The organism is Kitasatospora sp. NPDC049285, assembly GCF_040678815.1.
GTDB lineage: Bacteria > Actinomycetota > Actinomycetes > Streptomycetales > Streptomycetaceae > Kitasatospora.
Genome location: NZ_JBFAQR010000083.1, coordinates 1 through 26,176, shown reverse-complemented (window position 1 = coordinate 26,176; position 26,176 = coordinate 1). Strand labels below are relative to the sequence as shown.

Here is a 26,176-nt window from a genome sequence, read left to right as displayed (position 1 = left end):
GACCTGAAGGTCACCGCCGACACCCTCGGCGGGTTCTCCGAGGTCTTCGTCGTCAAGGACGCCAAGGCCGCCGCCAACCCGGCGCTGAAGAAGCTGTCCTTCGCCACCACGGCCAAGGGCGTCGACCTGGCCACCGACCAGGCCGGCAACCTCACCGCCAAGGACAAGCACGGCAGGACGCTGTTCTCCGCGCCCGCCCCCGACCGCGGCGTGTGGGACTCGGCCGCCGACCAGGCCGCGCCGACCGTCACCGAGCCGAAGAGCGGCGCCAAGCTGGACGCCAAGTCCGGCTTCCCGGCGGCCTCCTCGCACGCCGAGGCGGGCGCGCACGCGCACACCGGCAAGCTGACCAGCGAGTACCGCGACGGCGCCGTCACCCTGACGCCGGATCAGGACCTGCTGTCCGGCAAGGACACCGTCTGGCCGCTGTACATCGACCCGTCGTACTCGGCCGGCGGCCAGCTCCTGAACTGGACGTACGTCGCCTCCGCCTTCAGCGGCACGAGCTACTGGCGCACCAGCGACAGCACCGGCCTGCGCGTCGGCTACAACGGCTGGCAGTCCCCGTACTACGTGGGCCGCGCCTTCGCCCAGATGACGGTCGCCCCGCAGCTGGCCGGCGCCCAGATCAGCGCCTCCACCTTCTACGCCACCGAGACCTGGTCCCCGTCCTGCAACGGCCGCAACGTCGAGCTGTGGGCCACCGACGACGGGATCGACTCCAACACCAACTGGAGCAACCAGCCGGCCATGAAGTACTGGCAGGACACCAAGTGGGAGGCGCACGGCTACAGCAGCAGCTGCCCCACCCAGTCCGTCGGCTTCAACATGACCGGTGCGATGCAGACCGCCGTGAACAACGGCAAGAGCGACCTCGCCCTCGGCCTGAAGGCCTCGGACGAGGGCGACTCGTACGGCTGGAAGAAGTTCCAGCCGTCCTCGATGTCGATCTCGACCACGTACAACCACGCGCCGACCGCGCCGACCAGCCTGTTCACCTCGCCGGGCACCGCGTGTGACGCGGCCACCCCGACCGTGGTCGGCAACGGCGACATCACCCTGTACTCGGGCGTGAACGACGCGGACGGCGGCAGCCTGAACGTGTCGTACACCGTCAGGGACAACGCGACCGGTGCGGTCGTCGCCTCGAACACGCTCGCCGCCACCGCCGGCACCAACGCGGCCTACGTCATCCCGCGCGCCACGCTGCAGACCGCTGCGGCCGGGAAGCTGACCACCTTCAACTGGACCGTGGTCAGCAGCGACGGCAGCCTCAGCAGCCCGGCCAGCGCCACCTGCCGCTTCTCGGTCGACCTGTCCGTCCCCGGCCAGCCGACCGTCACGCAGCAGGCCACCAGCTACAAGGTCGGCACGGACGCCTCGTTCACCGTCGCGGCGAACGCCTCCGCCGCCGCCCCGTCCAGCTACCTGTACCAGCTGAACGGCGGCGCGCCGCGCACCGTGGCCGCCAGCTCCGGCAACGCGACCATCACCCTCAAGCCGACCCGCCGGGTCAACACGCTGAACGTGACCGCGGTCTCGCCCGGCGGCAACATCGGCGACACGGCCGTGGTGAGCTTCGGCGCGGCCGCCCCGGCCACCGCGCTGGACGGCGACCTCACCGGCCAGGGCCGCACCGACCTCGCCGTGGTCGGCAAGCAGGGCACCCTGCCGTCCGGCCTGTGGCTCGCCTCCGGCATCACCACCGGCACGCTCAACTCGGCCGCCGACAACATCGGCGCCAAGGGCACCGGCGTCAACACCAACGGCGGCCCGGCCGACTGGAACGGCACCCAGGTGATCACCGGTCACTTCGCGACCGGTGACGGCTTCAACGACTACCTGGCCTACAACCCGGCCACCGGCTCCGCCAGCATCCTCTACGGCAACGGCGACGGCTCGGTCCTGAACCCGGTCTCCGGCTCCCAGGCCAACGTCGGATCCCCGGTCTTCACCGCCTCCGTCGGCGGCTCCAAGGCCTCCCAGATCGCCAACGCCGGCGCGCTCTACGAGACCGCCAGCGTCCAGACGCCGGGCATTCCCGGCCTGCTGATGCTCTTCAAGGGCCAGCTCACCCTGACCGGCGGCACCGGAAGCCCGGGCGCGTACGGCGCCGCCGACAACGGCACCATCCTGACCAGCGCCAACCCGGCCGGCGGCGCCGACTGGACCGGCTGGACCATCACCACCGCGCTGGTGAACAACCTGCCGGCCCTGTACGCCCGCAACACCACCACCGGCGAGCTCTGGTACTACAGCCCGACCGTCCTCACCAACCTGGCCACCAACCTGGTGCAGGGCACCAGCGCGACACCCACCGCGCCGGTCAAGCTCGCCGCGAGCGGCTGGACCTCGGCCGCCAAGCCGGTCCTGCAGGCCGCCGACATCAACCGCGACGGCACCGTCGACCTCTGGTCCGTCGACAGCTCCGGAAAGGCCGTCCCGAGCCTCTTCGACGGCACCACGCTGGCCTCGCAGACCGGTCAGAACCTGGTCGCCCCCACGCACGCCTGGCCGCTCGGCGACGTGCGCACCGAGGGCGCGAAGGCCGCCACCGCCGCCGACGTGATCGGCACCGCGCCGTTCACCGGCTCGGCCACCGGCGCGACCTTCAGCACCAAGGACCTGTTCAACCCGGACGTCCACCTGGACGGCGCGGCCGGCACCCTGACGGCCGGTCAGGCCGCCGCCCTGAACGGCGCCTTCACCGTGTCGGTGTGGGCCAAGGCCTCGGCCGCCGGCGGCACCGTGCTCTCCCAGGACGGCGCGCAGACCGCTGGCTTCACCCTGAACGCGGACTCCGCCACCAACCAGTGGACGTTCTGTATGGCCACCGCCGACACCGCGGGCGCCGGCACCGACTGTGCCCGACCCGGGCCCGGCAGCGGCACCGTCCAGGCCGAGGCGTGGACCCACCTGACCGCGGTCTACGACGGCGCCACCATGACGCTGTACATCAACGGCGTGTCGGCGGGCACCAAGGCGCACACCGCGGTGGCCGGCTTCACCGGCTCCTTCCGGGCCGGCGCCGCGCGGACCTCCGCCACCGCCGTCGGCGGCTGGTTCAAGGGCGCGCTGTCCACCGCGCAGGTCTGGGGCGGCACCGCGCTGACCGCCGCCCAGGTCGCCACGCTGTCCGGCACCCCCGGCTACATCCTGTCGCCCGGCGTGTCGGTCCGGAACAGCCTCAGCAGCCGCTGCCTGTACGTGTCCTGGCGCAACCCGGACAACGGCGCGCCGGCCCAGCAGGTCGACTGCGACAGCACCTACATCGACCAGCTGTGGAAGATCGAGCCGGTCGCCACCGGCGGCTACCAGCTGCGCGACGTGTTCACCAACCGCTGCCTGGTCGTCTACCACTGGACCCCGGACAACGGCGCCCAGGTCTCGCAGCACGACTGCAACCCGGGCTTCGCCGACCAGGTCTGGTACCTCGACCCGGTCTCCACCGGCGGCTACCAGCTGCGCAACGCCTACAGCAACCGCTGCGCGTTCGTCTCCTGGCGCACCCCGGAGTCCGGCGCGTACGTCTACCAGTGGGACTGCAACCCGGCCTTCGCCGACCAGGTCTGGATGATCTGATCGGCTGACCCCGGCACGCGCGAAGGCCGGGCCCGCCACACGGCGGGCCCGGCCTTCGGCGTCAGCGGGAGCGGACTCAGATGAGGCCGAGCTCCTGCACCGCGTCGCGCTCCTCGGCGAGCTCGCCGACCGAGGCGTCGATCCGCTTGCGGTCGAAGTCGGAGAGGTCCAGGCCCTGGACGATCTCGAACTTGCCGTCCTTGGCGGTGACCGGGAAGGACGAGATCAGGCCGGCCGGGACGCCGTAGGAGCCGTCCGAGACGATGCCCATCGAGGTCCAGTCGCCGGCCGGGGTGCCGTTGACCCAGGTGTACACGTGGTCGATGGCGGCGTTGGCGGCCGAGGCGGCCGAGGACGCGCCGCGGACCTCGATGATCTCGGCGCCGCGCTTGGCGACCTTCGGGATGAAGAAGTCCTCGACCCACTTCTGGTCGGCGCCCACGGCGTCGAACGCGGCCTTGCCGGCGATCTCGGCGTGGAACAGGTCCGGGTACTGGGTGGCCGAGTGGTTGCCCCAGATGGTGACCTTCTTGACGTCCTCGACCGTCACGCCGGCCTTCTTGGCCAGCTGGGCGACCGCGCGGTTGTGGTCCAGGCGGGTCATCGCGGTGAAGCGCTCGGCCGGCACGTCCGGGGCGTTGCGCTGGGCGATCAGGGCGTTGGTGTTGGCCGGGTTGCCGACCACCAGGACCTTGATGTCGTCCGCGGCGTTGTCGTTGATGGCCTTGCCCTGCGGGCCGAAGATGCCGCCGTTGGCGGACAGCAGGTCGCCGCGCTCCATGCCCGCGGTGCGCGGACGGGCGCCGACCAGCAGGGCCACGTTGGCACCGTCGAAGGCCACGTTCGCCTGGTCGGTGATGGTGATGTCGCGCAGCAGCGGGAAGGCGCAGTCGTCGAGCTCCATCGCGACGCCCTCGGCGGCCTTGAGACCCTGCGGGATCTCCAGCAGGCGCAGGTTCACCGGCACGTCGGCACCCAGCAGGTGACCGGAGGCGATGCGGAAGAGCAGCGCGTAACCGATCTGGCCGGCCGCTCCGGTAACGGTGACGTTGACGGGGGTGCTAGTCATTTCAACCTTCTCCTGCATATCGCCAGGCGCCCCAGGCGCACCGTCGCGCCGGAGCCGAGGATGATCTCTCGATATCGAGAGACCTGGGCAAGGCTATCGCAAGCCTCCGGTGCCCCGCGCGAGCGGTGACGTGGCGTCCGCCACCGCTCGAACCGCCCGCGCGGGCCGCCCTGTTCGGTGTACCGACGGAGCGGCCGGTACACCGACGGCCCGGTCAGTGCACCGGATGGCCGATCAGCCGGCCGATGTTCTCCAGCACCGGCAGCCGCAGCCACGGGTCGGGCTGGGCCACCAGGGTGAGCAGCACGATCGCGCCGCCCAGCACCAGCATCAGCGTCACGTCGGTGAACCTGCTGCGCACCGCGAGCAGGCCGACGTCGGGCAGGCCGAGCCGGAGCAGCGCGCCGAGCACCAGCGCGCCGCCGACCACCAGCAGGCCGGGCCGGAAGTGGCCCGCCCAGGTGACCAGCAGGCCGATGACGGCGACGGCGAGCACCACCGTGATCGGCCACTGCCGCAGCGGCAGGGTGTGGCCGCGGCCGAGCGCGGCGGCGGAGCCCTCCGGCGGGAGGGTGCCCTCGGTGTTCAGCGGTCGGCGCCGGCTGCGCCCCTTGATGCCGGGCACCGGAATCAGATGCCGGCGCGGCGCTCGGCCGCCTCGACGATGTTGTTGAGGAGCATCGCGCGGGTCATCGGGCCGACGCCGCCGGGGTTCGGCGAGATCCACCCGGCCACCTCGGCGACACCGGGGTGCACGTCGCCGACGATCTTGCCCTCGCTGCGGGAGACGCCGACGTCGAGCACGGCCGCGCCGGGCTTGACGTCCTCCGGCTTGACCAGGTGCGGCACGCCGGCGGCGGCGACGATGACGTCGGCGTTCCGCAGGTGGGCGGCGAGGTCGCGGGTGCCGGTGTGGCAGAGCGTGACGGTGGCGTTCTCGCTGCGGCGGGTGAGCAGCAGGCCGATCGAACGGCCGACGGTGATGCCGCGGCCGACCACGGCCACCTCGGCGCCGTTCAGCTGCACGCCGTGGCGGCGCAGCAGCTCGACGATGCCGAGCGGGGTGCACGGCAGCGGACCGTCGATGCCGAGGACGAGCCGGCCGAGCGAGGTGGGGTGCAGGCCGTCGGCGTCCTTGTCGGGGTCCATCAGTTCCAGCACGCGGTTCTGGTCCAGGCCCTTGGGGAGCGGGAGTTGGACGATGTAGCCGGTGCAGGTGGGGTCGGCGTTGAGTTCGCGGACGACGTTCTCGACGTCCTCCTGGGTGGCGGTCTCCGGGAGTTCGCGCTGGATCGAGGCGATGCCGACCTCGGCGCAGTCCTTGTGCTTGCCGTTGACGTACCAGCGGCTGCCCGGGTCGTCGCCGACCAGGACGGTGCCGAGGCCGGGGACGACGCCCCGCTCCTTGAGGGCCGCCACGCGGACGGCGAGTTCGGACTTGATCGCGGCCGCGGTGGCCTTGCCATCGAGAATCTGGGCAGTCATACCCCTCATTGTCCAGCACGCGCCCGGACGGCTCCGCACCCGTGTGCCCGGGTTGCGGTTGCGCCACAGTTGTGCACGCCACGCCGGAGCCGACTGGACATCCCGGACCGTCGCGCACGACGATGTGGCCTGCACATGTGCCGATCCGGCCGGTTGACCGGCCGTCGGACCGACGGGGGAGAGCACGGGGGAACCGAAGTGAGCAATCCGTACCAGACGCCCGACCCGTACGGCGGCGCGGGCGGCTACGGCCAGCCCCAGCAGCAGCCGCCCGGGTACGGCTACCCGCAGCAGCAGCCGCCCGTGCAGGACTACGGGTACCAGACGCAGCCCTACCCGGCGCCGCAGCCGGGCTACGGCTACCCGCAGCAGCCGGTGCCGGCCGCGCCGCAGCAGAACACGCTGGCCACCGCGGCCGCGGCGATCGGGCTGATCTCGGTGCTGACCAGCTGCTTCTACGGCGGCCTGCTGGGCCTGGTCGGGATCGGCGTGGGCATCGCGGCACTGAACAAGGCGACCCAGACCGGTCAGGGCCGCGGGGTGGCGATCGGCGGCATCGTGATCAGCACGCTGGGCGTGCTGATCAGCATCGCGCTGCTGGTGTTCATCTTCGTGGTCCAGAACAAGTGAGCACCGCCGGGCAGTTCGGCCTGGTGACACGCTGGCGGGAGTCGGCCGGCACGTTCCGCGGCCGGTGGGCCCGGGTGGCGGCGCGCGGGCTCGGCGCGACGGCGGCGGCGCTGGCGGTGGCCGCGCTGCACGACGCGCACGACCCCGGAGTGCTGTGCCCGCTGCGGCGGTTCACCGGAATCCCCTGCCCGGGCTGTGGTTCGACCACGGTCTTCATCGAGGCGGGCCACGGCAACTGGCTGGGCGCGCTGGCCGCGAACCCGGTGACGGTGGTGGCCGCGCTGGGCCTGCTGGTGGCGCCGCTGGGCCCCGGCCGCTGGTGGTGGGAGCTGTCCAACTCCCGCCGCAACGTGCTGATCTGGGGCGCCGCGGCACTCTCCTGGGTGTGGCAGCTGTACCGCCTCGGCATCGTCCGTCCGTGATCCGCCGCCCCCGCGTTGCCCACTGACCCACGACACCGTCAGGCCGCTGCGCTAATCTCCCGTTCCGGCCGGTCGCTCAACTGCTGTCCGTCCTCTGGGGTTTCCCCCAGCCCGTCCCCAACTCCCATTCTGCCCGGAGGCATTGAATGAGCTACCCGCCCGACCCGAACAACCCGTACGGCCAGCAGCCCCCGGCCCCGGGCTACCCGCAGCAGCAGGCCCCGGGCTACGGCTACCCGCAGCAGCAGGCCCCCGCGCCCGGCTACGGCTACCCGCAGCAGCAGGCCCCGGGCTACGGCATCCCGCAGCAGGGCTACGGCTACCCGCAGCAGGGCTACCAGGGCGTCCCGCCGTACGCGGGCTGGGGCAGCCGCTTCCTGGCGCTGCTGGTCGACTACCTGATCGTCGGCCTGCCCGGCGGCATCCTGTACGGCATCGGCATCGGCATGAGCGCCAGCGGCATCAAGTGCTCGACCGACTCGTACGGTTACAGCCGCTGCACCTCGTCGGCCTCCGGCGGCGGCACCGCGCTGATCATGCTGGGCGGCCTGCTCATCCTGGCCGGCACGCTGTTCCTGCTCTACCGGGTCGGCACCACCGGCCAGACCCCGGGCAAGAAGCTGCTGAACATCCGCCTGGTCCGCGAGGCCGACGGCCAGCCGATCGGCTTCGGCATGGCGTTCGTCCGCCACCTCTGCCACGCGCTGGACAGCTTCGCCTGCTGCATCGGCTACCTGTGGCCGCTGTGGGACGCCAAGCGCCAGACCTTCGCCGACAAGGTCATGAACACCGTGGTCGTCAAGACCCAGTGATCCGGCACCCCGAAGGGCCCGCCCACCGTCCGGTGTGCGGGCCCTTCGGCGTCACCGCGCCAGGGGCGCGTCAGTGGAAGAAGTGCCGGGTCCCGGTGAGGTACATGGTCACGCCCGCCTTCTCGGCGGCCGCCACGACCTCCTCGTCGCGGATCGAACCGCCGGGCTGCACCACGGCCTTGACGCCCGCGGCGAGCAGGATCTCCAGGCCGTCCGCGAACGGGAAGAAGGCGTCCGAGGCGGCGTAGGAGCCCACCGCGCGCTCGCCGGCCCGCTCCACCGCGAGCTTGCAGGAGTCGACCCGGTTGACCTGGCCCATGCCGACGCCGACCGAGGCGCCGTCCTTGGCCAGCAGGATCGCGTTGGACTTGACGGCCCGGCAGGCCCGCCAGGCGAAGGCGAGTTCGGCCAGCTCGTCGGCGGACAGCGCCGCACCGGTGGCCAGCGTCCAGGTCGACGGCTCGTCACCGGCCGCGTCGACCCGGTCGACCTCCTGCAGCAGCACGCCGCCGGAGATCCGGCGGACCTCCAGCGCGTCGGCGGGCGCCTCGGGGGCGACCAGCACCCGCAGGTTCTTCTTCTTGGCCAGCACCTCCAGCGCGCCGTCCTCGTAGCCGGGGGCGACGACGACCTCGGTGAAGATCGGGGCGATCTGCTCGGCCAGCTCGACGGAGACCGGGCGGTTGACCGCGATCACGCCGCCGTACGCGGAGACCGGGTCGCAGGCGTGCGCCTTGCGGTGCGCCTCGGCGACGTCCGCGCCGGTGCCGATGCCGCACGGGTTGGCGTGCTTGATGATGGCGACGGCCGGCTCGGCGTGGTCGTAGGCGGCGCGGCGGGCGGCGTCGGTGTCCACGTAGTTGTTGTAGGACATCTCCTTGCCCTGCAGCTGCTGCGCGCCGGCCAGGCCGCCCGTGCCGTCGGTGTACAGCGCGGCCCGCTGGTGCGGGTTCTCGCCGTAGCGCAGGACGTTGTCGCGCTCCCAGGTGGCGCCGAGGAAGGACGGGAACGCGTCCTCGGACTCGGTGTAGCCGGAGTTCTCGAACCACGAGGCGACGGCCACGTCGTACGCGGCGGTGTGCGCGAACGCGGCGGCGGCCAGCCGCTTGCGGGTCAGCAGGTCGAAGCCGCCGCCCTGAACGGCCGTCAGGACGTCCGCGTAGCGCGCCGGGTCGACCACCACGGCCACCGACGGGTGGTTCTTGGCGGCGGCGCGGACCATCGACGGGCCGCCGATGTCGATCTGCTCGACGCACTCGTCCGGGGTGGCGCCGGAGGCGACGGTGGCGGTGAACGGGTACAGGTTCACCACGACCAGGTCGAACGGCTCCACGCCGAGCTCGGCGAGCTGCGCGCGGTGCGACTCCAGCCGCAGGTCGGCGAGGACGCCGGCGTGCACCCGCGGGTGCAGGGTCTTGACCCGGCCGTCCAGGCACTCCGGGAAGCCGGTCAGCTCGGAGACCTCGGTGACCGGGACGCCCGCGGCGGCGATCCGCCCGGCGGTCGACCCGGTGGAGACGATCGCGACCCCGGCGGCGTGCAGGCCCTGGGCGAGCTCCTCCAGACCGGTCTTGTCGTACACGCTGATCAGCGCGCGGCGAATCGGGCGCACGTTCTCGGAGACGGGGGCGTTGGTGGAGGCGGCGCTCATGCCGGAATCCGTACCTTTCGGTCCTCGATGCGATGTCCTTCGCGGGCCAGCCGGCCCACGGCGTCGACGAGCAGCTTGCGCTCGACAGTCTTGATGCGTTCGTGCAGCGCCGCGCCGCCGTCGGCGTGGTCGGCGTCCTCGACCTCCACCACGCCCTGGGCGATGATCGGCCCGGTGTCCACCCCGGCGTCCACCAGGTGCACCGTGCAGCCGGTGACCTTCACGCCGTACGCCAGCGCGTCCGGGACGCCGTGCGCGCCCGGGAAGGACGGCAGCAGCGCGGGGTGGGTGTTGACGATCCGCCCGGTGTAGGCGGCGATGAAGTCCGGGCCGAGGATCTTCATGAAGCCGGCGGTGACCACCAGGTCGGGGGCGTGGCCCTCGACGGCGGCGAGCAGCGCGGCGTTCCAGGCGGCCCGGTCCGGGTGGTCCTTGATCCGCTCCACGAAGACCGGGATGCCCGCGGTCTCGGCCCGGGTGATCCCGGCGATGCCGTCGCGGTCGGCGCCCACCGCGACGATCTGCACGCCGTACGCGGGGTCGGCCGCGGCGTCGATCAGCGCCTGCAGGTTGGTGCCGGAACCGGAGACCAGCACCACCAGTCGAGCCGGTCCGGGGGTACGGGGCGGGAAGACTTGGGCGGAAGCGGCGGCCACTGCGCGATTCTCCGTACGTCGGGTGTCGCCCGCTGGTACATCCACCGTCGGTGGGGCCACTACGGGCGGCGGCGGGTCGCCAGCCGGGTCGCGGAACCGGGGTGCGCCGCGGCGCTGCGGGTCCCCGGGAACCGGTCCGGGCTGCCGACCGTCACCACGATAACGGCTGGTAGGAGGCCGCTCGTCACCACCCGGCAACGCTACGCGCGTAGTTGAGACGGGGATCTCGCCCGCCCACCGACCGCGGACGGGCGGGGTGCCGCACGGCCGCGAACCGGCTGAGGGATCATTGACCGACCGCCCACTCCCCCACCGAACCGGGCGGCGCCCCCGCCCGACGAGAAGAAACGGCCGACACATGAGCAGCGGCGAGGAAAGCGGCGAGCGCAACCCCTTCGCGGCGCCCCCGCCGGACGCCCCGGACCAGCCCTGGCGTCCCCGCGGCCCGCACGCCTCGTCCGCCGACGGCGAGCAGCCCGACCAGCCCGGCGGCGACCGCCCGCAGCTCCCCCCGCCGTGGGCCGACCCGCAGCGCCCCGCCCCCCAGCAGCCCGCCCCGCCGCGCATCGACCCCGCCGAGCCCGGCCACCGCAACGCCCGCAACGCCCTGCTCTGCGGCTTCGCCGCCCTGCTGTCCGCGCTCTTCGGCCTCTTCTACTTCGCCTTCGCGCTCGGCCTGCTGGCCGCCTGGTACGCGATCGCCGTGCTGCGCGCCCCCGCCGAGCCGCCCGCGCACCCGTACCAGTCCCCCGCCGTCCGCCCGCAGACCCCCGCCGCCCTCAGCGGCCTGCTCACCGGCGGCCTGGCCCTGGTCATGTCGATCAGCGCCTTCACCATCCAGTTCGTCTACCACGACTACCTGGACTGCGTGAGCCAGTCCATCACCGACGCGGGCACGGGTTCCTGCGCCAAGGACGCCCCCGCCTGGCTGGTCAACCTCTTCGAGGGCCAGGACGGCTGAACCGGCCCCCTCACGCCGCCAGGCGGCACACCAGCCGGTAGACGCCGACCCGGACCTGGATCGCCAGGGAGGCCGCCCGGGCCTCCCGGCGGGTGTGCCACCAGCGGGCGAGGAGTGCGCCGGGGACCGCCAGAAGCAGCAGCCAGCCCGTCTGGGCCAGGCCGAACTGCCAGGCGACGGGGCCGAGTCGGGACATCCGGCCGGAGGCCAGCGCACCGCCCGCGGACCACGCGGCGAGCAGGCCGAGCGGGGCGGCGGCCAGGGCGGTGCAGCCGGCCACCGTCGCGGCCTGGGCGAGCGTCCAGCGCCGGGCGGCGCGGCCGAGCAGCAGGGCGGTGAGCACGGCGGCCGCGAGGGGGGCGGCGCAGGCCAGCAGGTGCCAGTCGGGGCCGCCGTCGGCGGGCAGCACCGCGAGCAGCGGGAAGTCGGGGACGGCGCCGATCCGGGTGTGCAGCGGGCCGGCGAGGCTGCCGGTGCCCAGCTCGAAGCCCGGGCCGAGGGTGTAACCCGCCGTCCAGGTCAGCGCGTTGGGGAGCAGCGCCAGGCAGGCCAGCAGCATGCCGAGCCAGCCCGCGAGGCCGCCGCCGAGGCGCTGGGCGCTCTGCCCGGCGGAGCCGAGCAGCACCGCCGTGGTGAAGACCGCCCCGCCGCCGGCCAGCAGCGCCAGCGACCAGCTGCCGAGGGCCCGGCCGAGCGCCCGGCCAGCCCCGTCCGGCCAGAGCGCGGGCGGCAGCGGCAGCCGCCCGGACGTCCACGGCCGGCCGTGCCCGCTCCACACCCCGTAGCCGAGCGAACCCGCCGTCAGCAGCACGACGGCCGCCAGGTCGGCGACCGGGCGGGCGCGCAACTCGGCCCGCACGTCGGCGCACTGGGCCACGGCCGCCGCGGCGACCAGCAGGTATCCGGCGCACAGGGCCAGCGGGGAGCGCCAACGGGGCCGCCCGCGCCCTCCGGAGCGCCGGGCCACCCGCCGTCCGGCGCGGGCGAGCACCAGCGCGACGACGGCGGTGAGCAGCAGCGGGGTGACCGTCACCGGCACCCCCTCGGGGCCCCGGGCCAATGGCGCGCCGTGCCCGAGCAGCCAGAGCGCGAACGCCAGCCGGGCCGCGCCCTGCGCCGAGTCGTCGCCGTACGGGGCCAGCACCCACAGGCCGAAGACCGGGACGGCGACCACGGAGAAGGTGAGCAGCGCGGTGCGGACTCCGGTCAGCAGGTCGGCGAGGGTGGAGTGGCTGTCCAGTTCGCTCGGCAGGCCCAGGATCGGACGGCCCATCAGCTGCGTCATGGCCTTCATGCTGCCAAGGCCACCCGTTGCGCGGTGTCAACGGGCGAACCTTCGCCGTGTCCCGGATTATCGGATTATGTGCCTGTTTCTGCGACGGACCCGCAGCGGAGGACTTCGGTGACCACACCTTCGACCGCCGAGCCCGAACCCACCACCGGACCGTCGCCCCGGGCCCACGAGGACGCCGCCCTGCTGCTGCGCAGGCTCGCCCCGCGCGAGGCCCAGGTCCTGGCCCGCCTGGTCGCCGGCGACGACGCCCGCGCGATGGCCGCCCACCTCGGCATCGCCCCCGCCACCGCCCGCGCCCACCTCAACCGCGCGATGCGCAAGCTCGGCGTCCAGACCCGCGAGGAGGCGATCGCCCTCGCCGCCGCCCTGGCCCCGGCCGACACCCCGTCACCGGCCGAGCCCGCCGAGCCCGACAGGCCCGCCGAGCCGGCCGAGTCAGCCGCCCCGGCCCACGCGCGGCACCCCGACCCCGTCCACCCGGACCCCGTGCACCCCGATCCCGGGCACGCGCACGCCACCGTCAACGCCGCCGACGCCCCGTCAGAGCCCGCCGTCGTCGCCGACTTCGCGGACTTCTGCGCCCGCGTCCACACCCGCCTGGTGCAGCAGACCTTCCTGCTCACCGGCAGCCGCCACCGCGCCGTCCACTGCGCGCACCTGGCGCTCGGCGCGGCCGCCCGCCGCTGGGCGGAGGTCGGGACGCTGCCCGACCCGGAGGCGTGGGTGCGCGGCGAGTCGTTCGAGCTGACGCTGTCGCCGTGGCACCGGGGCGGGCCGCGCCGCGCCCACCTGCGGGGGTGGCCGCACCGGCGGATCCGGGTCGGCGGCGAGCCGGCGGGTCCGGAGCCGGAGTCCGGGCTGACGCACCGTGACCGGGCGCTGCTGAAGGCGCTGCGTCGGCTGCCGCGGCCGCAGCGGCGGGCGCTGGTGCTGCACGACACGCTGGGGCTGCCCGTCGAGCGGGTGGCGGTGGAGGTGGAGTCGAGCACGGCCGCGGCGGCGGGGCGGGTGCGCGCGGCGCGGGCCGCGCTGGCCGCGGCGGTGCCGGAGCTGGTCGGCGCGGACCCGGACGATCCGGCGTTCGGTGAGCGGCTGGGCGGCCTGCTGCACCGGGCGGCGACCCGGGCCTGCCCGCAGCCGCGCCTGCCGTCGCCGTCGGTGCTGGTCACCGACAGCCGGCTGCACACCGGGGTGGCGACCGGCGCGGCCGCGCTGCTGACCACGACGGTCGGTGCCGCGATAGCCACCACGCTGTTCGGGGTCGGCCCGTCCGCGCTGGTGCGCCCGGAGCCACCGGTGCCGACGGCGTGCACGTCGGCCGTGACGGGCAGCGCCGGGCCCGCGCTCGGCAACGCCGCGCCCGGCCTGCAGACGCCGTGGTGCAGCCCCGTGCCGGGGGTGCCGGCGGTGCTGGTCGACCCACCGGGCGGCCCGGCGCTCCCCGCCGCGCCGGGTGCTGACGCCCCGTCGGGCGGCACCGGCGCCGCGGGCTGATCGCCCGCGGCCGCGGGAACGCCGAAGGCGCCGCCCACCTCACGGTGGGCGGCGCCTTCGACCGGTGCGTCAGCTGCCTTACTCGGCGGCGGCGATCAGCTCGCGGGCCAGGCGGGCGGTCTCGGACGGCGTCTTGCCGACCTTGACACCGGCGGCCTCGAGGGCCTCCTTCTTCGCCTGGGCGGTGCCGGAGGAGCCGGAGACGATGGCGCCGGCGTGGCCCATGGTCTTGCCCTCGGGCGCGGTGAAGCCCGCGACGTAGCCGACGACCGGCTTGGTCACGTGCTCGGCGATGAACGCCGCGGCACGCTCCTCGGCGTCGCCGCCGATCTCGCCGATCATGACGATGAGCTCGGTCTCCGGGTCCTCCTGGAACGCCTTGAGGGCGTCGATGTGGGTGGTGCCGATGACCGGGTCACCGCCGATGCCCACCGCGGAGGAGAAGCCGATGTCACGGAGCTCGTACATCAGCTGGTAGGTCAGGGTGCCGGACTTCGACACCAGACCGATCTTGCCGGCCTTGGTGATGTCGGCCGGGATGATGCCCGCGTTGGACTGTCCGGGGCTGATCAGGCCGGGGCAGTTCGGGCCGATGATGCGGGTCTTGTTGCCCTTGGCGCCGGCGTGGGCCCAGAACGAGGCGGTGTCGTGCACCGGTACGCCCTCGGTGATGACCACGGCCAGGCCGATCTCGGCGTCGATCGCCTCGACCACGGCGGACTTGGTGAACGCCGGCGGCACGAAGATGACGGTGACGTCGGCACCGGTCTTCTCCATCGCCTCGACCACGGTGCCGAACACCGGGATCTCGGTGCCGTCCACGTCCACGGTGGTGCCGGCCTTGCGCGGGTTCACACCGCCGACGATCTGGGTGCCGGACGCGAGCATGCGGCGGGTGTGCTTCATGCCCTCGGAGCCGGTCATGCCCTGGACGATGACCTTGCTGTCCTTGGTAAGGAAGATAGCCATGGTGTTGAGTCCCCTTCCTTACTTGTTGGCCAGCTCGGCGGCGCGGTCAGCGGCGCCGTCCATGGTGTCCACCTGCTGCACCAGCGGGTGGTTGGCGGCGGTCAGGATCTGGCGACCGAGCTCCGCGTTGTTGCCGTCCAGACGGACGACCAGCGGCTTGGTGACCGCCTCGCCCTTGCTCACCAGGAGCGCGAGGGCCTGCACGATGCCGTTGGCGACCGCGTCGCACGCGGTGATGCCACCGAAGACGTTGACGAAGACGGACTTGACGTCCGGGTCGCCCAGGATGATCTCCAGACCGTTCGCCATCACCTCGGCGGACGCGCCGCCGCCGATGTCGAGGAAGTTGGCGGGCTTCACGCCGCCGTGCTTCTCACCGGCGTACGCGACGACGTCCAGGGTGCTCATGACGAGGCCCGCGCCGTTGCCGATGATGCCGACCTGGCCGTCCAGCTTGACGTAGTTGAGGCCCTTGGCCTTGGCCGCGGCCTCCAGCGGGTTCGCGGCGGCCTTGTCCTCGAGCGCCTCGTGCTCCGGCTGGCGGAACTCGGCGTTCTCGTCCAGCGAGACCTTGCCGTCGAGCGCGATGATCTTGCCGTCGCCGGACTTGATCAGCGGGTTGACCTCGACCAGGAGGGCGTCCTCCTTGACGAAGACGACCCAGAGCTTCTGCAGGACGTCGGCGACCTGGTCCGCGATCTCGGCCGGGAACTTCGCGGCGGCGACGATCTCGGCGGCCTTCTCCGGGGTCACACCCTCGTTGGCGTCGACCGGGATCTTCGCCAGCGCGTCGGGGTTCTCCTCGGCGACGACCTCGATCTCCACGCCGCCCTCGACGCTGGCCATCGCCAGGAAGGTGCGGTTGGTGCGGTCGAGCAGGAAGGAGACGTAGTACTCCTCCTTGATGTCCGCGGTCTGAGCCAGCATCACCTTGTGGACGGTGTGGCCCTTGATGTCCATGCCGAGGATGGCCTCGGCCTTGGCGACGGCGTCCTGCGGGTCGGACGCGAGCTTCACGCCACCGGCCTTGCCTCGGCCGCCCACCTTCACCTGAGCCTTGACGACGGCGCGGCCGCCGAAGCGCTCCGCGATGGCGGCAGCGTCTGCGGCGGTCTCGATGACATCGCCGTCAAGCACGGGTACACCGTGCTTGGCGAAGAGGTCCCTCGCCTGGTACTCGAACAGGTCCACGTGTTTGTCCTTGTTCGTGGTCGCGGAATGTGTCTCTACGAGCGTGCCACGGCAGGATCTTCGCTGCGGGTCGTCGGTGCTGAGCGGGTACGCAGAAGTACGGCCTTGCGGCCCACGCAGCGAGCCGGGCGCATCGTCAATCAACACGCGCGTCACGTCCGCATGGCAGGTTATCCCCGGACGACCGGCGTGTTTCGCCCGGGACCCGGTCCGCGTTGGTGAGAACCGTCACAACACGGTGCCCGCGGCGTGTCGCCGGGCCGGCTCACCCCCTCGGGCGCGCGACGGTGAGCCGCACCACCGAATCACCCTCACGAGTGTCATCCCCGCCCATGGACACGCCCCCGCCGGCGCTCACCCGCGCTCGGGCACCGGCAGCGGACGCTTCTCGATCGCCGCCGCCATGATGTCCGGGAACGCGTCCGGCGTGCACGCGAACGCCGGCGCCCCCAGCGCCGCCAACGCCTGCGCGTGCGCGTGGTCGTAGGCCGGCGCGCCCTCGTCCGACAGCGCCAGCAGCGCGATGAACTGCACCCCCGACGCCTTCATCGCCGCGACCCGCTTCAGCATCTCGTCCCGGATCCCGCCCTCGTACAGGTCGCTGATCAGCACCACGACGGTCTCCGACGGCCGGCTGATCTTCGACTGGCAGTACGCCAGCGCCCGGTTGATGTCCGTCCCGCCGCCCAGCTGCGTCGCGAACAGCACGTCCACCGGATCGCTCAGTTGCTCCGTCAGGTCCACCACCGAGGTGTCGAACACCACCAGCCGGGTGTCCAGGCTCGGCATCGACGCCAGCACCGCGCCGAACACCGCCGAGTGCACCACCGACGCGGCCATCGACCCCGACTGGTCGATGCACAGGATCACGTCCTTCTTCACCGCCCGCTGCGCCCGCGCGTACCCGACCAGCCGCTCCGGGACCACCGTCCGGTACTCCGGCAGGTACCGCGACAGGTTCGCCCGGATCGTCCGCCCCCAGTCGATGTCCCGGTGCCGGGGCCGGTTCACCCGCGCACTGCGGTCCAGCGCCCCGCCGACGGTCGAGCGGGTGCGGTCCGCCAGCCGGCGCTCCAGCTCGGCGACCACCTTCCCCACCACCATCCGAGCCGTCTCCCGGGTGGTCTCCGGCAGCGCGTGCTTCAACGAGAGCAGCGTCCCCACCAGGTGCACGTCCGGCTCCACCGCCGCCAGCATCTCCGGCTCCAGCAGCAGCCGGTCCAGCCCCAGCCGGGAGATCGCGTCCTGCTGCATCACCTGCACCACGCTCGAGGGGAAGTACTCCCGGATGTCCCCCAACCACCGCGCCACCTGCGGCGCCGACCCGCCCAGCCCCGCCGAGCGCTGCTTGCCCTCCCCCCGGTACAGCGCCGCCAGCACCCCGTCCATCCCGGCGTCCCGCCCGGACAGCCGCACCCCCGTGCCGTCCCCCTCACCCCCGAGCACCAGCCGCCAACGCCGCATCCGCTCATCGTCCTGACGGACGGTCATCTGACACCCCTTCGAGTAGTGGGACGGCACCCCGACAGGGGCGCGGGGAACTGCGCGAGGCGGAAGGCGCCGACGGCAACGTCCGGCCCCCGACGGGTCTCACCCGGCGCGGCGGTCGATCTGACGGGGGATCCGCAGCGGCGGAGCCGACAACCCCAGCAGCAGCGCCAGGGTCGGCAGCACCGCGTCCGCCCGCGTCACGTCGAGCGCCACCGCGTCCGCGACCGTCGCGACGGGAGCGCCGAGCGGTCCGGAGGCCACCCGGGAGCCGATGGTGTGGCGGACGCCGGTCTCCAGCGAGGAGAACGTCCGGCGGAGGATCGGCAGCAGGTCGGTGAAGGTGTCGGCGGGGACCCGGCAGAGCCACGCGTCCAGCAGCCCCAGCAGGGTCGGGTCGTGCAGCAGCAGCGCGCCGCCGCCCGACAGGAAGCCCTCCGCCCACCCCGCCGCGTCGGCCGGTTCGGAGGCGGGCGAGAGCACCAGTCCCAGCCGCAGGCCGGCTTCGTCGGCCGGCAGCCGTCCGTCGTCGAGCAGCAGTCGCACGGCCCGCCCGCGGAGCAGCCCCGGCGCCCCGGTGGACGGCCCGCCCAGCGGCTCGCGGGCGGCGATCGACCGCAGTGCGTCCGCCCACAGGTCGCCGGTGGCGTCGGAGCCGAGCAGCGCGACCGCCTGGTGGACGGAGTCCAGCTCGCTCCGGCGGGCGTTCGCCCCGTCCGCGTCCAGTCCGACGCAGGCCGCGGGCAGTGCCACGCAGAGCCGCTCGGCGAGGCCCACCGCGACCGCGCCGAGCGCCGTCGCGTCGGTGGCGCGCACGTCCCCGTACCGCAGGGTGCGGACCAGGGCGGGGAGCGCGGCGGCGAGGTGGCCGGCGTCGGTGTCGAGCGCCGCGCGGTCCGCGAGGGCGTGCATCACCGCGGGCAGGGCGTCCGGCAGTCCGGCCAGCAGGCAGCGTTCGGCCAGCGAGGTGAGGACCGCCAGCGACCCGCCGGCGGCGTCGGCGACGGCCTTGGCGGTGGCCGCGCCCTGCACGGTGGTGCCCCACTGGCCGGCCTCGATCAGGCGGATCGCGAACTCGGGCTCCCAGGCGAGCCGCCAGGTCTCCCGGAAGGTGCCGGTGGACTGGACGGCGTCCCGGGCGGGGCGGCCCCAGTCGAGGCCGAGCAGCCGCAGCCGGTGGAGCAGGCGGGAGCGTTCGGCGTCGAGGTCCTTGCGCAGGTCGAGGACGAGGTCGCGGGCGTCGGGTTCGGGCCGCAGCCGCAGGGTGCGCTGAAGGCGGGTCAGGTCGCGCTGCAGCGGGACGGCGGGGGCGTCGTCCGGGACGGTGCCGAGCGCGTCGCCGATCACCAGCCGTTCGCGGACCAGCCCGAGGGCGACCTCGGAGCCGTCGCACATCACCGCGCGCACCGCGTCCAGGGTCTCGGTCAGGCCGGGCAGCGGGCGGCCGCGCATCGCCGCGAGGGTCTCGGCGAGCCGGACCGACTCGATCACGTGGGCCGAGGAGACCGGGTGGTCCTCGGCGCGCAGCAGCTCGGCGACCCGGGTCATCCAGTGCGCGAGCGGCTGGTCGGCGGTGGTGAACAGGTGGTGGTACCAGCCGGGCGAGTCGATGCCGGCGCCGTAGCCGGTGTGCTGGGAGAGCCGGCGGTGGGTCCACGGGACCCAGGTGAGTTCGGTCCGCAGCTTCTTCGGCAGCTCGGCGAGGAGCGCCCGGTCGTGGGCCACGGTGGGCAGTTCGGCGAGCGCGGGCACGTGCCAGGCCCCGCAGACCACCGCGATCCGCTCGAAGCCGGCCCGCCGGGCGGCCCGCAGCTGCTGGCGCATCGCGGCCTCACGGACCAGGTCGCGCCGCTCGGCCGGGTGGTGCTCGCGCAGCGCGGCCATCGCCTCGGCGAGCGCGGCGAACGGTGCGAGGGGGTCTGCGGAGGGGCCGCGGTGCTCGACCGCGTCCTCCCACCAGGCCTCCGGGTCGTCGTGCCCGGCGGCCGTGGCGAGTTCGGCGATCGGGTCGACCGGCGCCGGACCGGAAGTGCCCCCCGGCACTCCCGACCCGCCGTCAGCCGACCCACCGTCAGCATCGGTATCGGTATCGGCCTCCCGCCCCCGGGCGGGCAGCGTGAGGCTCTGCCCGGCCGGCAGGTCGATGAACCGGACCGGCACCCCGGCGTCGACCGCGTACCGCAGCGCCACCCACTCGGGGGAGAACTCGGCGAACGGCCAGAACGCGGCCCGCGCCGGGTCGTCGACGACGTGCGCGAGCAGGGCGACCGGCGGGACGAGGTCCTTCTCGCCGGCCAGCGCGACCAGCTCGTCGGCCTCCGGCGGGCCCTCGATCAGCACCGCGTCGGGGCGCAGCGCGGCCAGCGCGGCGGCGACCGCGCGGGCCGAGCCGGGGCCGTGGTGGCGCACCCCGAGCAGGGTCGTCCCCGCCGTCATGCGCCCACCTCGCGGGCGGCGCGGTAGAAGTCCTTCCAGCCGTCGCGGTCGCGGACCACGCCCTCCACGTACTCGCGCCAGACCTGGCGGTCGGCGACCGGGTCGCGGACCACCGCGCCGAGGATGCCGTCGGCGACGTCGCCGGCCCGCAGCACGCCGTCGCCGAAGTGGGCGGCCAGCGCCAGGCCGTTGGTGACCACGGAGATCGCCTCGGCGGTGGAGAGGGTGCCGCTGGGGGTCTTCACCTTGGTGCGGCCGTCGGCGGTCAGGCCGGAGCGCAGCTCGCGGAAGACGGTCACCACCCGGCGGATCTCCTCGGCGCCGCCCGGGAGTTCGGGCAGGTCGAGGGAGCGGCCGAGCTGGCCGACCCGGCGGGTGACGATGTCGACCTCCTCCTCCAGGGTGGCGGGCAGCGGCAGCACCACGGTGTTGAAGCGGCGGCGCAGCGCGGAGGAGAGCTCGTTGACGCCGCGGTCGCGGTCGTTGGCGGTGGCGATCAGGTTGAAGCCGCGCACCGCCTGGACCTCGCTGCCGAGTTCGGGCACCGGCAGGGTCTTCTCGGACAGGATGGTGATCAGGCTGTCCTGCACGTCGGCGGGGATGCGGGTGAGCTCCTCGACCCGGGCGATCTGCCCGGCCCGCATGGCCCGCATCAGCGGGGACGGCACCAGCGCGTCGGTGCTCGGCCCGTGGGCCAGCAGCTGCGCGTAGTTCCAGCCGTACCGGACCGCCTCCTCAGGGGTGCCGGCGGTGCCCTGGACCAGCAGCGTGGAGTCGCCGGAGATCGCCGCGGCGAGGTGCTCGGAGACCCAGGTCTTGGCGGTGCCGGGCACGCCGAGCAGCAGCAGGGCGCGGTCGGTGGCCAGGGTGGTGACGGCGACCTCCACCACCCGGCGCGGGCCGATGTACTTGGGCGTGATCACGGTGCCGTCGGGGAGTTCGCCGCCCAGCAGGTAGGTGGCGACGGCCCAGGGGGACAGCCGCCAGCGCTCCGGGCGGGGGCGGTCGTCCTGCCGGGCGAGCGCGGCCAGCTCGGCGGCGAAGGCGTCCTCGGCGTGCTGCCGCAGGACCTCGCTGGTCGTCTCGGTGGTCATCGGCTGCTCCGTTCGTGACGGGTCGTCGAAACGCTGCGCGCACAACGGCGCGAGAAGCGTGCGGCACGGCGCTGACCTGGGAGGACGTACTCCCGTTCGGGCCGTGCAGGTTCCACTCTGCACCCCGGCACCGACAATTCCGTCCGTCAGCTCCGGAGCGCCGCACGCCGGTTGGCCGCCCGCCACGGCCACAGCTGGGCGGCGCCGAACGCCGTCTCCACCACGAGGAACCCCCACAGCAGTCCGGTCGCGCCGTGCGCCAGCGCCCAGAGCTGCCAGCAGGCGAACAGCACCCGGGCCGCGCCGTCGTACAGGCCGTGCACCGGCTGCGGGCGGCGCAGCCGCAGCAGCGCCCAGACCACCACCACCGACCCCATCAGGTTGGCGAACAGCGTCAGCATCGGCTCCTGGGGCGGCAGTTGCCCCAGGCCCAGGGCGGTGCTCGTACCGTCCAGCGCCCGGTGCGCGAGGGCGTACGTCCAGGGGGTGGCGAACGGGGCGGTCACCAGCAGGTCGTACCAGGCGCTGGCGCGGACCAGGCGGGCGTAGCGGTGCATCGGGCGGGCTCCTTCGGGCTCTCGCGGCGGGGACCGCCCCATGCTCGACGGTGGAGTAGGGTCCAAGGTCAAGTCACCGACGGGGGTGGGGACATGCGCATCGGGGAGCTGGCCGCGCAGACGGGCCTGAGCCGCGACACCGTCCGGTTCTACGAACGCACCGGGCTGCTGACGGCGCGCCGGCTGCCCAACGGCTACCGCGACTTCCCGCCCGAGGCGGTGCCCTGGCTGCGGTACGTGCGCACCGCGCAGGCGCTGGGCTTCTCGCTGGCCGAGATCGCCCGTACCGGCGAGGAGTTGAGCGGCGTACCGGACGCCGCCGGGGCGCTGTCGGAGCTGTTCCGGGAGAAGATCGCGCTGATCGACGCCCGGATGGCCGAGCTCGCCGGGCTGCGGGCCGACCTCGCGGCCCGGGTCGGCGCGGGCTGTCCGCTGGCCCCGGCCTGACCGGTCCTCAACTGTCAGTAGCGCCTCCTAGCGTCGGAGCCATGGAGGAACGCTGGAGCACCGAACACGTCCTTTCCCTGGCGCCCGACCCGGCGTCCCTGAAGGCCGCCGGCAAGCTCGCCGGGCCCGGCCCGTGGAGCGCGACCGGGACCGGCCAGGGCGCGCTGTGGGGCCTGTGCAAGGGCAGCGGCAGCACCCCGTACCGGACGGCGGTCGAGCTCGGTACGCCCGCGTACAAGTGCAGCTGCCCGAGCCGGAAGTTCCCGTGCAAGCACGCGCTCGGCCTGCTGCTGCTGTGGGCCGGCGACCGGGCCGCCGTCACCGGGCCGGCCGAGCCGCCGGAGTGGGTCGCCGAGTGGCTGAACGGGCGCAGCGAGGCCGCCGTGCAGCGCGCCGCCAAGCAGCAGGCCAGGGCGGCGGAGGCCGACCCGGAGGCGGCTCGCCGCCGGGCCGGCAAGCGCTCCGCCCGGGTCGCCGCGGGCGCCGCCGAACTGCGGCTGCGGCTCGCCGACGGGGTGCGCCGCGGCCTGGCCGACCCGGTGCCCGCCGCGGCCTGGGAGGAGGTCGCCGCCCGGATGGTCGACGCCCAGGCCCCCGGCCTGGCCACCCGGGTCCGGGCGCTGGCCGAGACCCCGCAGGACACGCTGCTGGAGGAGTTCGCGATGCTGCACCTGCTGGCCGGCGCCTACGGCCGGATCGACACCCTGCCCGAGGCGCTGGCGGCCACCGTCCGCACCCGGGTCGGCTTCACCACCGACACCGCCGAGCTGCTGGCCGGCCCCACCGTCCGCGACCGCTGGCAGGTGCTCGGCAGCCGCGACACCGCCGACGATCGGCTCACCACCCGCCGGGTGTGGCTGCGCGGCGCCAAGACCGGCCGCGCCGCCCTGCTGCTCGCCTTCGGCCGCCCCGGCCAGGCCCCCGACCTGGCGCTGCCCACCGGCCGCGTCCTGGAGGCCGACCTCGCCTACCACCCCGGCGCCCGCCCGCTGCGCGCCGTCCTCGGCACCCGCTACGGCGCCCCCGAACCCGGCCCCGCCGAACCCCCCGCCGGCCTCTCCCCCGCCGAGGCGCTCGCCGAGTACGGCACCGCGCTCGCCGAGGACCCTTGGCTGGACGCCTGGCCGACCGTCCTCGCCGACGTGGTCCCGGTGCTCGGCCCGGACGGCTGGCGGCTCACCGACGGCCGGCACACCCTGCCGATCCGGAACGGCGCCCTGCCCGACACCGCCCTGTGGCGACTGACCGCCGTCTCCGCCGGACACCCCGTCACCCTGTTCGGCGAATGCGGCCACGCCGGCTTCACCCCGGTCACCGCCTGGGACGCCGACGGCCACCCCGTCGGCCTCACCAGGTGACGAACTGACGCCCCCTCACCAGCCCGGAGGCCATCCCGTGACCCGCACCCCCGTCCACCGGCCCACCGCCCCCTCCGCCGACTCCCGCACCGCCGTCCAGCGCATCGCCCTGCACCACGCCGCCCGCCGCGCCGCCACCGCCAGCGGCTGGAGCCGCCGCCGGCGCACCGCCCACCGTCCGAACGGAGCCCGGGCTTGACCGTCCCCGCCCTCGACACCGCCGCCGACCACTGGGCCGAACTGCAGGGCGCCGCCCTGCTCGGCACCGACCGGCGCCCGCTGCCCGACACGCCCGGCACTCCGCTCGCCGAGGCCGTCGACCGCGCCGACCCGGCCGCCGCCCTGCTCGACCTGGCCGCGCTCACCGTGGTCCGCCGCCGGGCCGGCGCCCTGCCCGCCGCCGCGCTCCAGCCGCCCGCACCCGCGCCCGCCGACCAGCGGCCGCCGCTGCCCGAACCCGCCGCCCGCCGCCTCGACGTGCTGCTCGGCACCCGCACCGGCCACGGCAGCACCGCCAACCTCGCCGAACTGCTCCCCCAGTGGCTGACCGCCGCCCGCGCCCACGGCTACCGGCTGCCGCCCGCCCTGGTCCCCGCGTTGCTCGACGCCGCCCGGGCCCGCTCCGAACTGCGCGCCGACGCGGTCGCCCTGGCCGGCCCGCTCGGCCGCTGGCTCGCCCCGCAGAATCCCGACTGGAAGTATGTCACCCGCACCGCGGTCGCCGACGCCACCGGCCAGGACGGCGAACTCGTCTGGCAGGAAGGCCTGTTCGCCGAACGCGTCACCCACCTCACCCGGCTGCGCCGCACCGACCCCGCCGCCGGGCTCGCCCTGCTCGCCACCACCTGGACCACCGAACGCGCCGAGGACCGCGTCCTGTTCGTCGACGCCCTGCAGGACGGCCTCTCCCCCGCCGACGAGGAGTTCCTGGAGGCCGCGCTCGCCGACCGCTCCAAGAACGTCCGCGCCACCGCCGCCGAACTGCTCTCGACCCTCCCCGGCTCCGCCCTCGCCGACCGGATGGCCGCCCGCGCCCGCGCCGCCGTCCACTACGACGGCGCGCGACTGACCGTCACCCCGCCCACCGCGTGCGACGCCGCCATGCAACGCGACGGCATACCCGTCAAGTCGCCCACCGGGCGCGGCGAACGGGCCTGGTGGCTCGGCGAGATCGTCGCCGCCGCGCCGCTCTCGCTGTGGACCGCCGACACCGGCCTGACGATCGCTCAACTGCTCGCGCTGCCCACCGCCGAGACCGCCGCCGACGGCGGCGCCGAATGGGCCGAGGACCTCCGCGAGGCCTGGGCCCGCGCCGCCGTCCGCCAACGCGACACCGCCTGGGCCCGCGCCCTGCTCGGTGCCGCACCCCGGCCCGGCCGCGACACCCGCACCCCCGGCTCGCCGGCCCGCCTGCTGGCCGTCCTGCCGCCCGCCGAACGCGCCGTGTGGACCGCCGCGTTCGTCCAGACCCACGGCCTCGGCGACGCCTTCCAACTGCTCGGCGCCTGCGCCACGCCCTGGACCCCGCCACTGTCCACCGCGGTGGTCGCCGCGCTCAAACGCGCCGCGGAACTCGGCGCCTACCCCTGGAGCCACAGCGGCGTCCTCGGCATGACCGAACGCGCCCTGGCCCCCGAGACCGCCCCCGCGGTCGAGGCCCTCGCCGCCGAGACGTCCCCCGACACCGCCTGGTCCGACACCTTCACCCGCCTCGCGGGCACGCTGAGGTTCCGCCAGGCGATGCTCGCAGAGCTCGGCGGGTAGGGGCCCGGGGAACGGCGGGGGTGCGTGGCGGTCGAGTGCCGGAGCGCTGCGGGTCTGGGCGCATGGACGTCTCCGAGACCTGCAGCCGGACCAAGACCGCCAGGCACTCGCCTCGCAGTTCCCCGAGCCCCTGTTGTGGTGCCCGATTGCCTCAGCTGGCGGAGCGCAGGTTGGTCTCGACCCAGGTGACGACGTCCTGGGTCGGGGTGCCCGGGGTGAAGATGTCGGCGACGCCGAGGGCCTTGAGTTCGGTGATGTCGGCGTCGGGGATGATGCCGCCGCAGAAGACCTTGATGTCGGCCGCGTCGCGCTCCTTGAGGAGCTCGATGACCTTCGCGCAGAGCGTCATGTGCGCGCCGGAGAGGATCGACAGGCCGATGCCGTCCGCGTCCTCCTGGATCGCCGTGTCGACGATCTGCTCGGGGGTCTGGTGCAGGCCGGTGTAGATGACCTCCATGCCGGCGTCGCGCAGGGCCCGCGCGATGACCTTGGCGCCCCGGTCGTGGCCGTCGAGGCCCGGCTTGGCGACCACCACTCGGATCGGCCCTGACACACCCATCACTGCCTCCTGGACCACGTCGTCCACACCGCCCCGCGGACGGTGTTAACCACTTCTAACAGATCTGAGGGGAGGGTAGCGCCCGCCGGGGCCGCCGACCGTTTCCGCCGGTCGAGAGGAGGGGAATATCACAACCCCTCCGCCCGTCCGGCGGACCCGGTGCAGCGCCGTGGAGCCCGGTCGGGGCCCGGTCGCGGCTAGAGCTTCTCGACGGGGGCGTACCGGAGCAGCAGCTCCTTGCGGCCGGTGGAGCCGAA

Annotated in this window: 23 protein-coding genes; 10 read left to right on the top strand and 13 right to left on the bottom strand. The window is 74.2% G+C overall.

Translation table 11 applies throughout. The annotated features are described in order from the left end of the window. Window positions 1-3,582 (top strand): LamG-like jellyroll fold domain-containing protein (locus AB0K51_RS31920; RefSeq protein ID WP_363461258.1); only part of this gene is annotated, 3,582 nt, incomplete at its 5' end. A 76-nt stretch (window positions 3,583-3,658) separates the two neighbouring features. Here AB0K51_RS31920 and AB0K51_RS31915 read toward each other — a convergent pair. The 3 genes from AB0K51_RS31915 to AB0K51_RS31905 all read right to left on the bottom strand — a co-directional run bounded on the left by AB0K51_RS31915 (window position 3,659) and on the right by AB0K51_RS31905 (window position 6,136). Continuing rightward, window positions 3,659-4,651, bottom strand: a complete 993-nt coding sequence (locus AB0K51_RS31915; RefSeq protein ID WP_363461256.1) for a malate dehydrogenase — start codon at window positions 4,649-4,651, stop codon at window positions 3,659-3,661. A gap of 214 nt (window positions 4,652-4,865) precedes the next feature. After that, window positions 4,866-5,276, bottom strand: coding sequence for a DUF3017 domain-containing protein (locus AB0K51_RS31910; RefSeq protein ID WP_363461254.1), 411 nt, complete (start codon window positions 5,274-5,276; stop codon window positions 4,866-4,868). A 5-nt stretch (window positions 5,277-5,281) separates the two neighbouring features. Continuing rightward, window positions 5,282-6,136 (bottom strand): bifunctional methylenetetrahydrofolate dehydrogenase/methenyltetrahydrofolate cyclohydrolase, encoded by an 855-nt coding sequence (locus tag AB0K51_RS31905; protein WP_363461252.1) that lies wholly within the window; start codon window positions 6,134-6,136, stop codon window positions 5,282-5,284. Between the two features lie 198 nt (window positions 6,137-6,334). On the opposite strand from AB0K51_RS31905, the gene AB0K51_RS31900 reads away from it, so the two are divergent. The 3 genes from AB0K51_RS31900 to AB0K51_RS31890 all read left to right on the top strand — a co-directional run bounded on the left by AB0K51_RS31900 (window position 6,335) and on the right by AB0K51_RS31890 (window position 8,000). After that, window positions 6,335-6,766: a DUF4190 domain-containing protein gene (locus AB0K51_RS31900; RefSeq protein ID WP_363461250.1), complete on the top strand. Its 432-nt coding sequence runs from the start codon at window positions 6,335-6,337 to the stop codon at window positions 6,764-6,766. Then, entirely contained in the window at window positions 6,763-7,188 is a 426-nt protein-coding gene (locus AB0K51_RS31895) for a DUF2752 domain-containing protein (RefSeq protein ID WP_363461248.1), read from the top strand. Before AB0K51_RS31900 ends, AB0K51_RS31895 begins: the two co-directional genes overlap by 4 nt. A gap of 146 nt (window positions 7,189-7,334) precedes the next feature. Then, on the top strand, window positions 7,335-8,000 hold the full coding sequence (locus AB0K51_RS31890) for an RDD family protein (protein ID WP_363461246.1): 666 nt from the start codon (window positions 7,335-7,337) through the stop codon (window positions 7,998-8,000). Between the two features lie 70 nt (window positions 8,001-8,070). Here the strand turns inward: AB0K51_RS31890 and purH are convergent, their stop codons facing one another. After that, window positions 8,071-9,651 (bottom strand): bifunctional phosphoribosylaminoimidazolecarboxamide formyltransferase/IMP cyclohydrolase, encoded by a 1,581-nt coding sequence (gene purH / locus AB0K51_RS31885; protein WP_363461244.1) that lies wholly within the window; start codon window positions 9,649-9,651, stop codon window positions 8,071-8,073. Beyond that, complete coding sequence (gene purN / locus AB0K51_RS31880) at window positions 9,648-10,307, bottom strand: phosphoribosylglycinamide formyltransferase (protein WP_363461242.1); 660 nt, start codon at window positions 10,305-10,307, stop codon at window positions 9,648-9,650. The genes purH and purN overlap by 4 nt, the downstream gene beginning before the upstream one ends. Before the next feature lie 358 nt (window positions 10,308-10,665). Between purN and AB0K51_RS31875 the strand changes: the two genes are divergently transcribed. Continuing rightward, the gene (locus AB0K51_RS31875) at window positions 10,666-11,268 is read left to right on the top strand and encodes a hypothetical protein (RefSeq protein ID WP_363461241.1); all 603 of its coding nucleotides are present in this window, start codon (window positions 10,666-10,668) and stop codon (window positions 11,266-11,268) included. A 10-nt stretch (window positions 11,269-11,278) separates the two neighbouring features. On the opposite strand, the gene AB0K51_RS31870 is transcribed toward AB0K51_RS31875, so the two are convergent. Continuing rightward, on the bottom strand, window positions 11,279-12,553 hold the full coding sequence (locus tag AB0K51_RS31870) for a DUF6350 family protein (protein ID WP_363461239.1): 1,275 nt from the start codon (window positions 12,551-12,553) through the stop codon (window positions 11,279-11,281). Window positions 12,554-12,670: 117 nt separating this feature from the next. Between AB0K51_RS31870 and AB0K51_RS31865 the strand changes: the two genes are divergently transcribed. Next, window positions 12,671-14,056, top strand: coding sequence for a LuxR C-terminal-related transcriptional regulator (locus AB0K51_RS31865; protein WP_363461237.1), 1,386 nt, complete (start codon window positions 12,671-12,673; stop codon window positions 14,054-14,056). 78 nt (window positions 14,057-14,134) lie between these two features. Here AB0K51_RS31865 and sucD read toward each other — a convergent pair whose 3' ends face one another. The 6 genes from sucD to AB0K51_RS31835 form a co-directional block, all read right to left on the bottom strand. After that, window positions 14,135-15,025: a succinate--CoA ligase subunit alpha gene (gene sucD, locus AB0K51_RS31860; RefSeq protein ID WP_363461235.1), complete on the bottom strand. Its 891-nt coding sequence runs from the start codon at window positions 15,023-15,025 to the stop codon at window positions 14,135-14,137. An 18-nt stretch (window positions 15,026-15,043) separates the two neighbouring features. Next, entirely contained in the window at window positions 15,044-16,216 is a 1,173-nt protein-coding gene (gene sucC, locus AB0K51_RS31855) for an ADP-forming succinate--CoA ligase subunit beta (protein ID WP_363461233.1), read from the bottom strand. A gap of 354 nt (window positions 16,217-16,570) precedes the next feature. Continuing rightward, window positions 16,571-17,707 (bottom strand): VWA domain-containing protein, encoded by a 1,137-nt coding sequence (locus tag AB0K51_RS31850; protein WP_363461231.1) that lies wholly within the window; start codon window positions 17,705-17,707, stop codon window positions 16,571-16,573. A 99-nt stretch (window positions 17,708-17,806) separates the two neighbouring features. Further along, window positions 17,807-20,140: a DUF5682 family protein gene (locus AB0K51_RS31845; RefSeq protein WP_363461229.1), complete on the bottom strand. Its 2,334-nt coding sequence runs from the start codon at window positions 20,138-20,140 to the stop codon at window positions 17,807-17,809. Then, window positions 20,137-21,234: an AAA family ATPase gene (locus AB0K51_RS31840; RefSeq protein WP_363461227.1), complete on the bottom strand. Its 1,098-nt coding sequence runs from the start codon at window positions 21,232-21,234 to the stop codon at window positions 20,137-20,139. The genes AB0K51_RS31845 and AB0K51_RS31840 overlap by 4 nt, the downstream gene beginning before the upstream one ends. Before the next feature lie 146 nt (window positions 21,235-21,380). Continuing rightward, window positions 21,381-21,791 carry a hypothetical protein gene (locus AB0K51_RS31835; RefSeq protein ID WP_363461225.1) on the bottom strand — a complete coding sequence of 137 codons (411 nt, stop codon included), beginning with the start codon at window positions 21,789-21,791 and terminating at the stop codon, window positions 21,381-21,383. 93 nt (window positions 21,792-21,884) lie between these two features. Here AB0K51_RS31835 and AB0K51_RS31830 point away from each other — a divergent pair, with 93 nt between their 5' ends. From AB0K51_RS31830 to AB0K51_RS31815, 4 genes are read left to right on the top strand one after another with little or no spacing between them, the layout of a single operon-like run. Continuing rightward, window positions 21,885-22,238 carry a MerR family transcriptional regulator gene (locus AB0K51_RS31830; RefSeq protein ID WP_363461224.1) on the top strand — a complete coding sequence of 118 codons (354 nt, stop codon included), beginning with the start codon at window positions 21,885-21,887 and terminating at the stop codon, window positions 22,236-22,238. A gap of 41 nt (window positions 22,239-22,279) precedes the next feature. Next, window positions 22,280-23,596: an SWIM zinc finger family protein gene (locus AB0K51_RS31825; RefSeq protein ID WP_363461222.1), complete on the top strand. Its 1,317-nt coding sequence runs from the start codon at window positions 22,280-22,282 to the stop codon at window positions 23,594-23,596. Between the two features lie 37 nt (window positions 23,597-23,633). Continuing rightward, the gene (locus tag AB0K51_RS31820) at window positions 23,634-23,795 is read left to right on the top strand and encodes a hypothetical protein (protein ID WP_363461220.1); all 162 of its coding nucleotides are present in this window, start codon (window positions 23,634-23,636) and stop codon (window positions 23,793-23,795) included. Next, a complete protein-coding gene (locus AB0K51_RS31815) occupies window positions 23,792-25,360 on the top strand; it encodes a DUF5691 domain-containing protein (protein WP_363461218.1) in 1,569 nt (522 codons plus the stop codon). Before AB0K51_RS31820 ends, AB0K51_RS31815 begins: the two co-directional genes overlap by 4 nt. A 151-nt stretch (window positions 25,361-25,511) precedes the next feature. Here the strand turns inward: AB0K51_RS31815 and AB0K51_RS31810 are convergent, their stop codons facing one another. Continuing rightward, window positions 25,512-25,919: a cobalamin B12-binding domain-containing protein gene (locus AB0K51_RS31810; RefSeq protein WP_363461216.1), complete on the bottom strand. Its 408-nt coding sequence runs from the start codon at window positions 25,917-25,919 to the stop codon at window positions 25,512-25,514. Between the last annotated feature and the right edge of the window lie 257 nt (window positions 25,920-26,176).

Bases quoted from the DNA above. Each gene is read 5' to 3' on its own strand.
- AB0K51_RS31915 (WP_363461256.1), bottom strand. From the start codon at position 4,651: ATGACTAGCACCCCCGTCAACGTCACCGTTACCGGAGCGGCCGGCCAG.
- AB0K51_RS31905 (WP_363461252.1), bottom strand. From the start codon at position 6,136: ATGACTGCCCAGATTCTCGATGGCAAGGCCACCGCGGCCGCGATCAAG.
- AB0K51_RS31890 (WP_363461246.1), top strand. From the start codon at position 7,335: ATGAGCTACCCGCCCGACCCGAACAACCCGTACGGCCAGCAGCCCCCG.
- purH (WP_363461244.1), bottom strand. From the start codon at position 9,651: ATGAGCGCCGCCTCCACCAACGCCCCCGTCTCCGAGAACGTGCGCCCG.
- AB0K51_RS31875 (WP_363461241.1), top strand. From the start codon at position 10,666: ATGAGCAGCGGCGAGGAAAGCGGCGAGCGCAACCCCTTCGCGGCGCCC.
- AB0K51_RS31870 (WP_363461239.1), bottom strand. From the start codon at position 12,553: ATGACGCAGCTGATGGGCCGTCCGATCCTGGGCCTGCCGAGCGAACTG.
- sucD (WP_363461235.1), bottom strand. From the start codon at position 15,025: ATGGCTATCTTCCTTACCAAGGACAGCAAGGTCATCGTCCAGGGCATG.
- AB0K51_RS31850 (WP_363461231.1), bottom strand. From the start codon at position 17,707: ATGACCGTCCGTCAGGACGATGAGCGGATGCGGCGTTGGCGGCTGGTG.
- AB0K51_RS31845 (WP_363461229.1), bottom strand. From the start codon at position 20,140: ATGACGGCGGGGACGACCCTGCTCGGGGTGCGCCACCACGGCCCCGGC.
- AB0K51_RS31840 (WP_363461227.1), bottom strand. From the start codon at position 21,234: ATGACCACCGAGACGACCAGCGAGGTCCTGCGGCAGCACGCCGAGGAC.
- AB0K51_RS31835 (WP_363461225.1), bottom strand. From the start codon at position 21,791: ATGCACCGCTACGCCCGCCTGGTCCGCGCCAGCGCCTGGTACGACCTG.
- AB0K51_RS31830 (WP_363461224.1), top strand. From the start codon at position 21,885: ATGCGCATCGGGGAGCTGGCCGCGCAGACGGGCCTGAGCCGCGACACC.
- AB0K51_RS31825 (WP_363461222.1), top strand. From the start codon at position 22,280: ATGGAGGAACGCTGGAGCACCGAACACGTCCTTTCCCTGGCGCCCGAC.
- AB0K51_RS31810 (WP_363461216.1), bottom strand. From the start codon at position 25,919: ATGGGTGTGTCAGGGCCGATCCGAGTGGTGGTCGCCAAGCCGGGCCTC.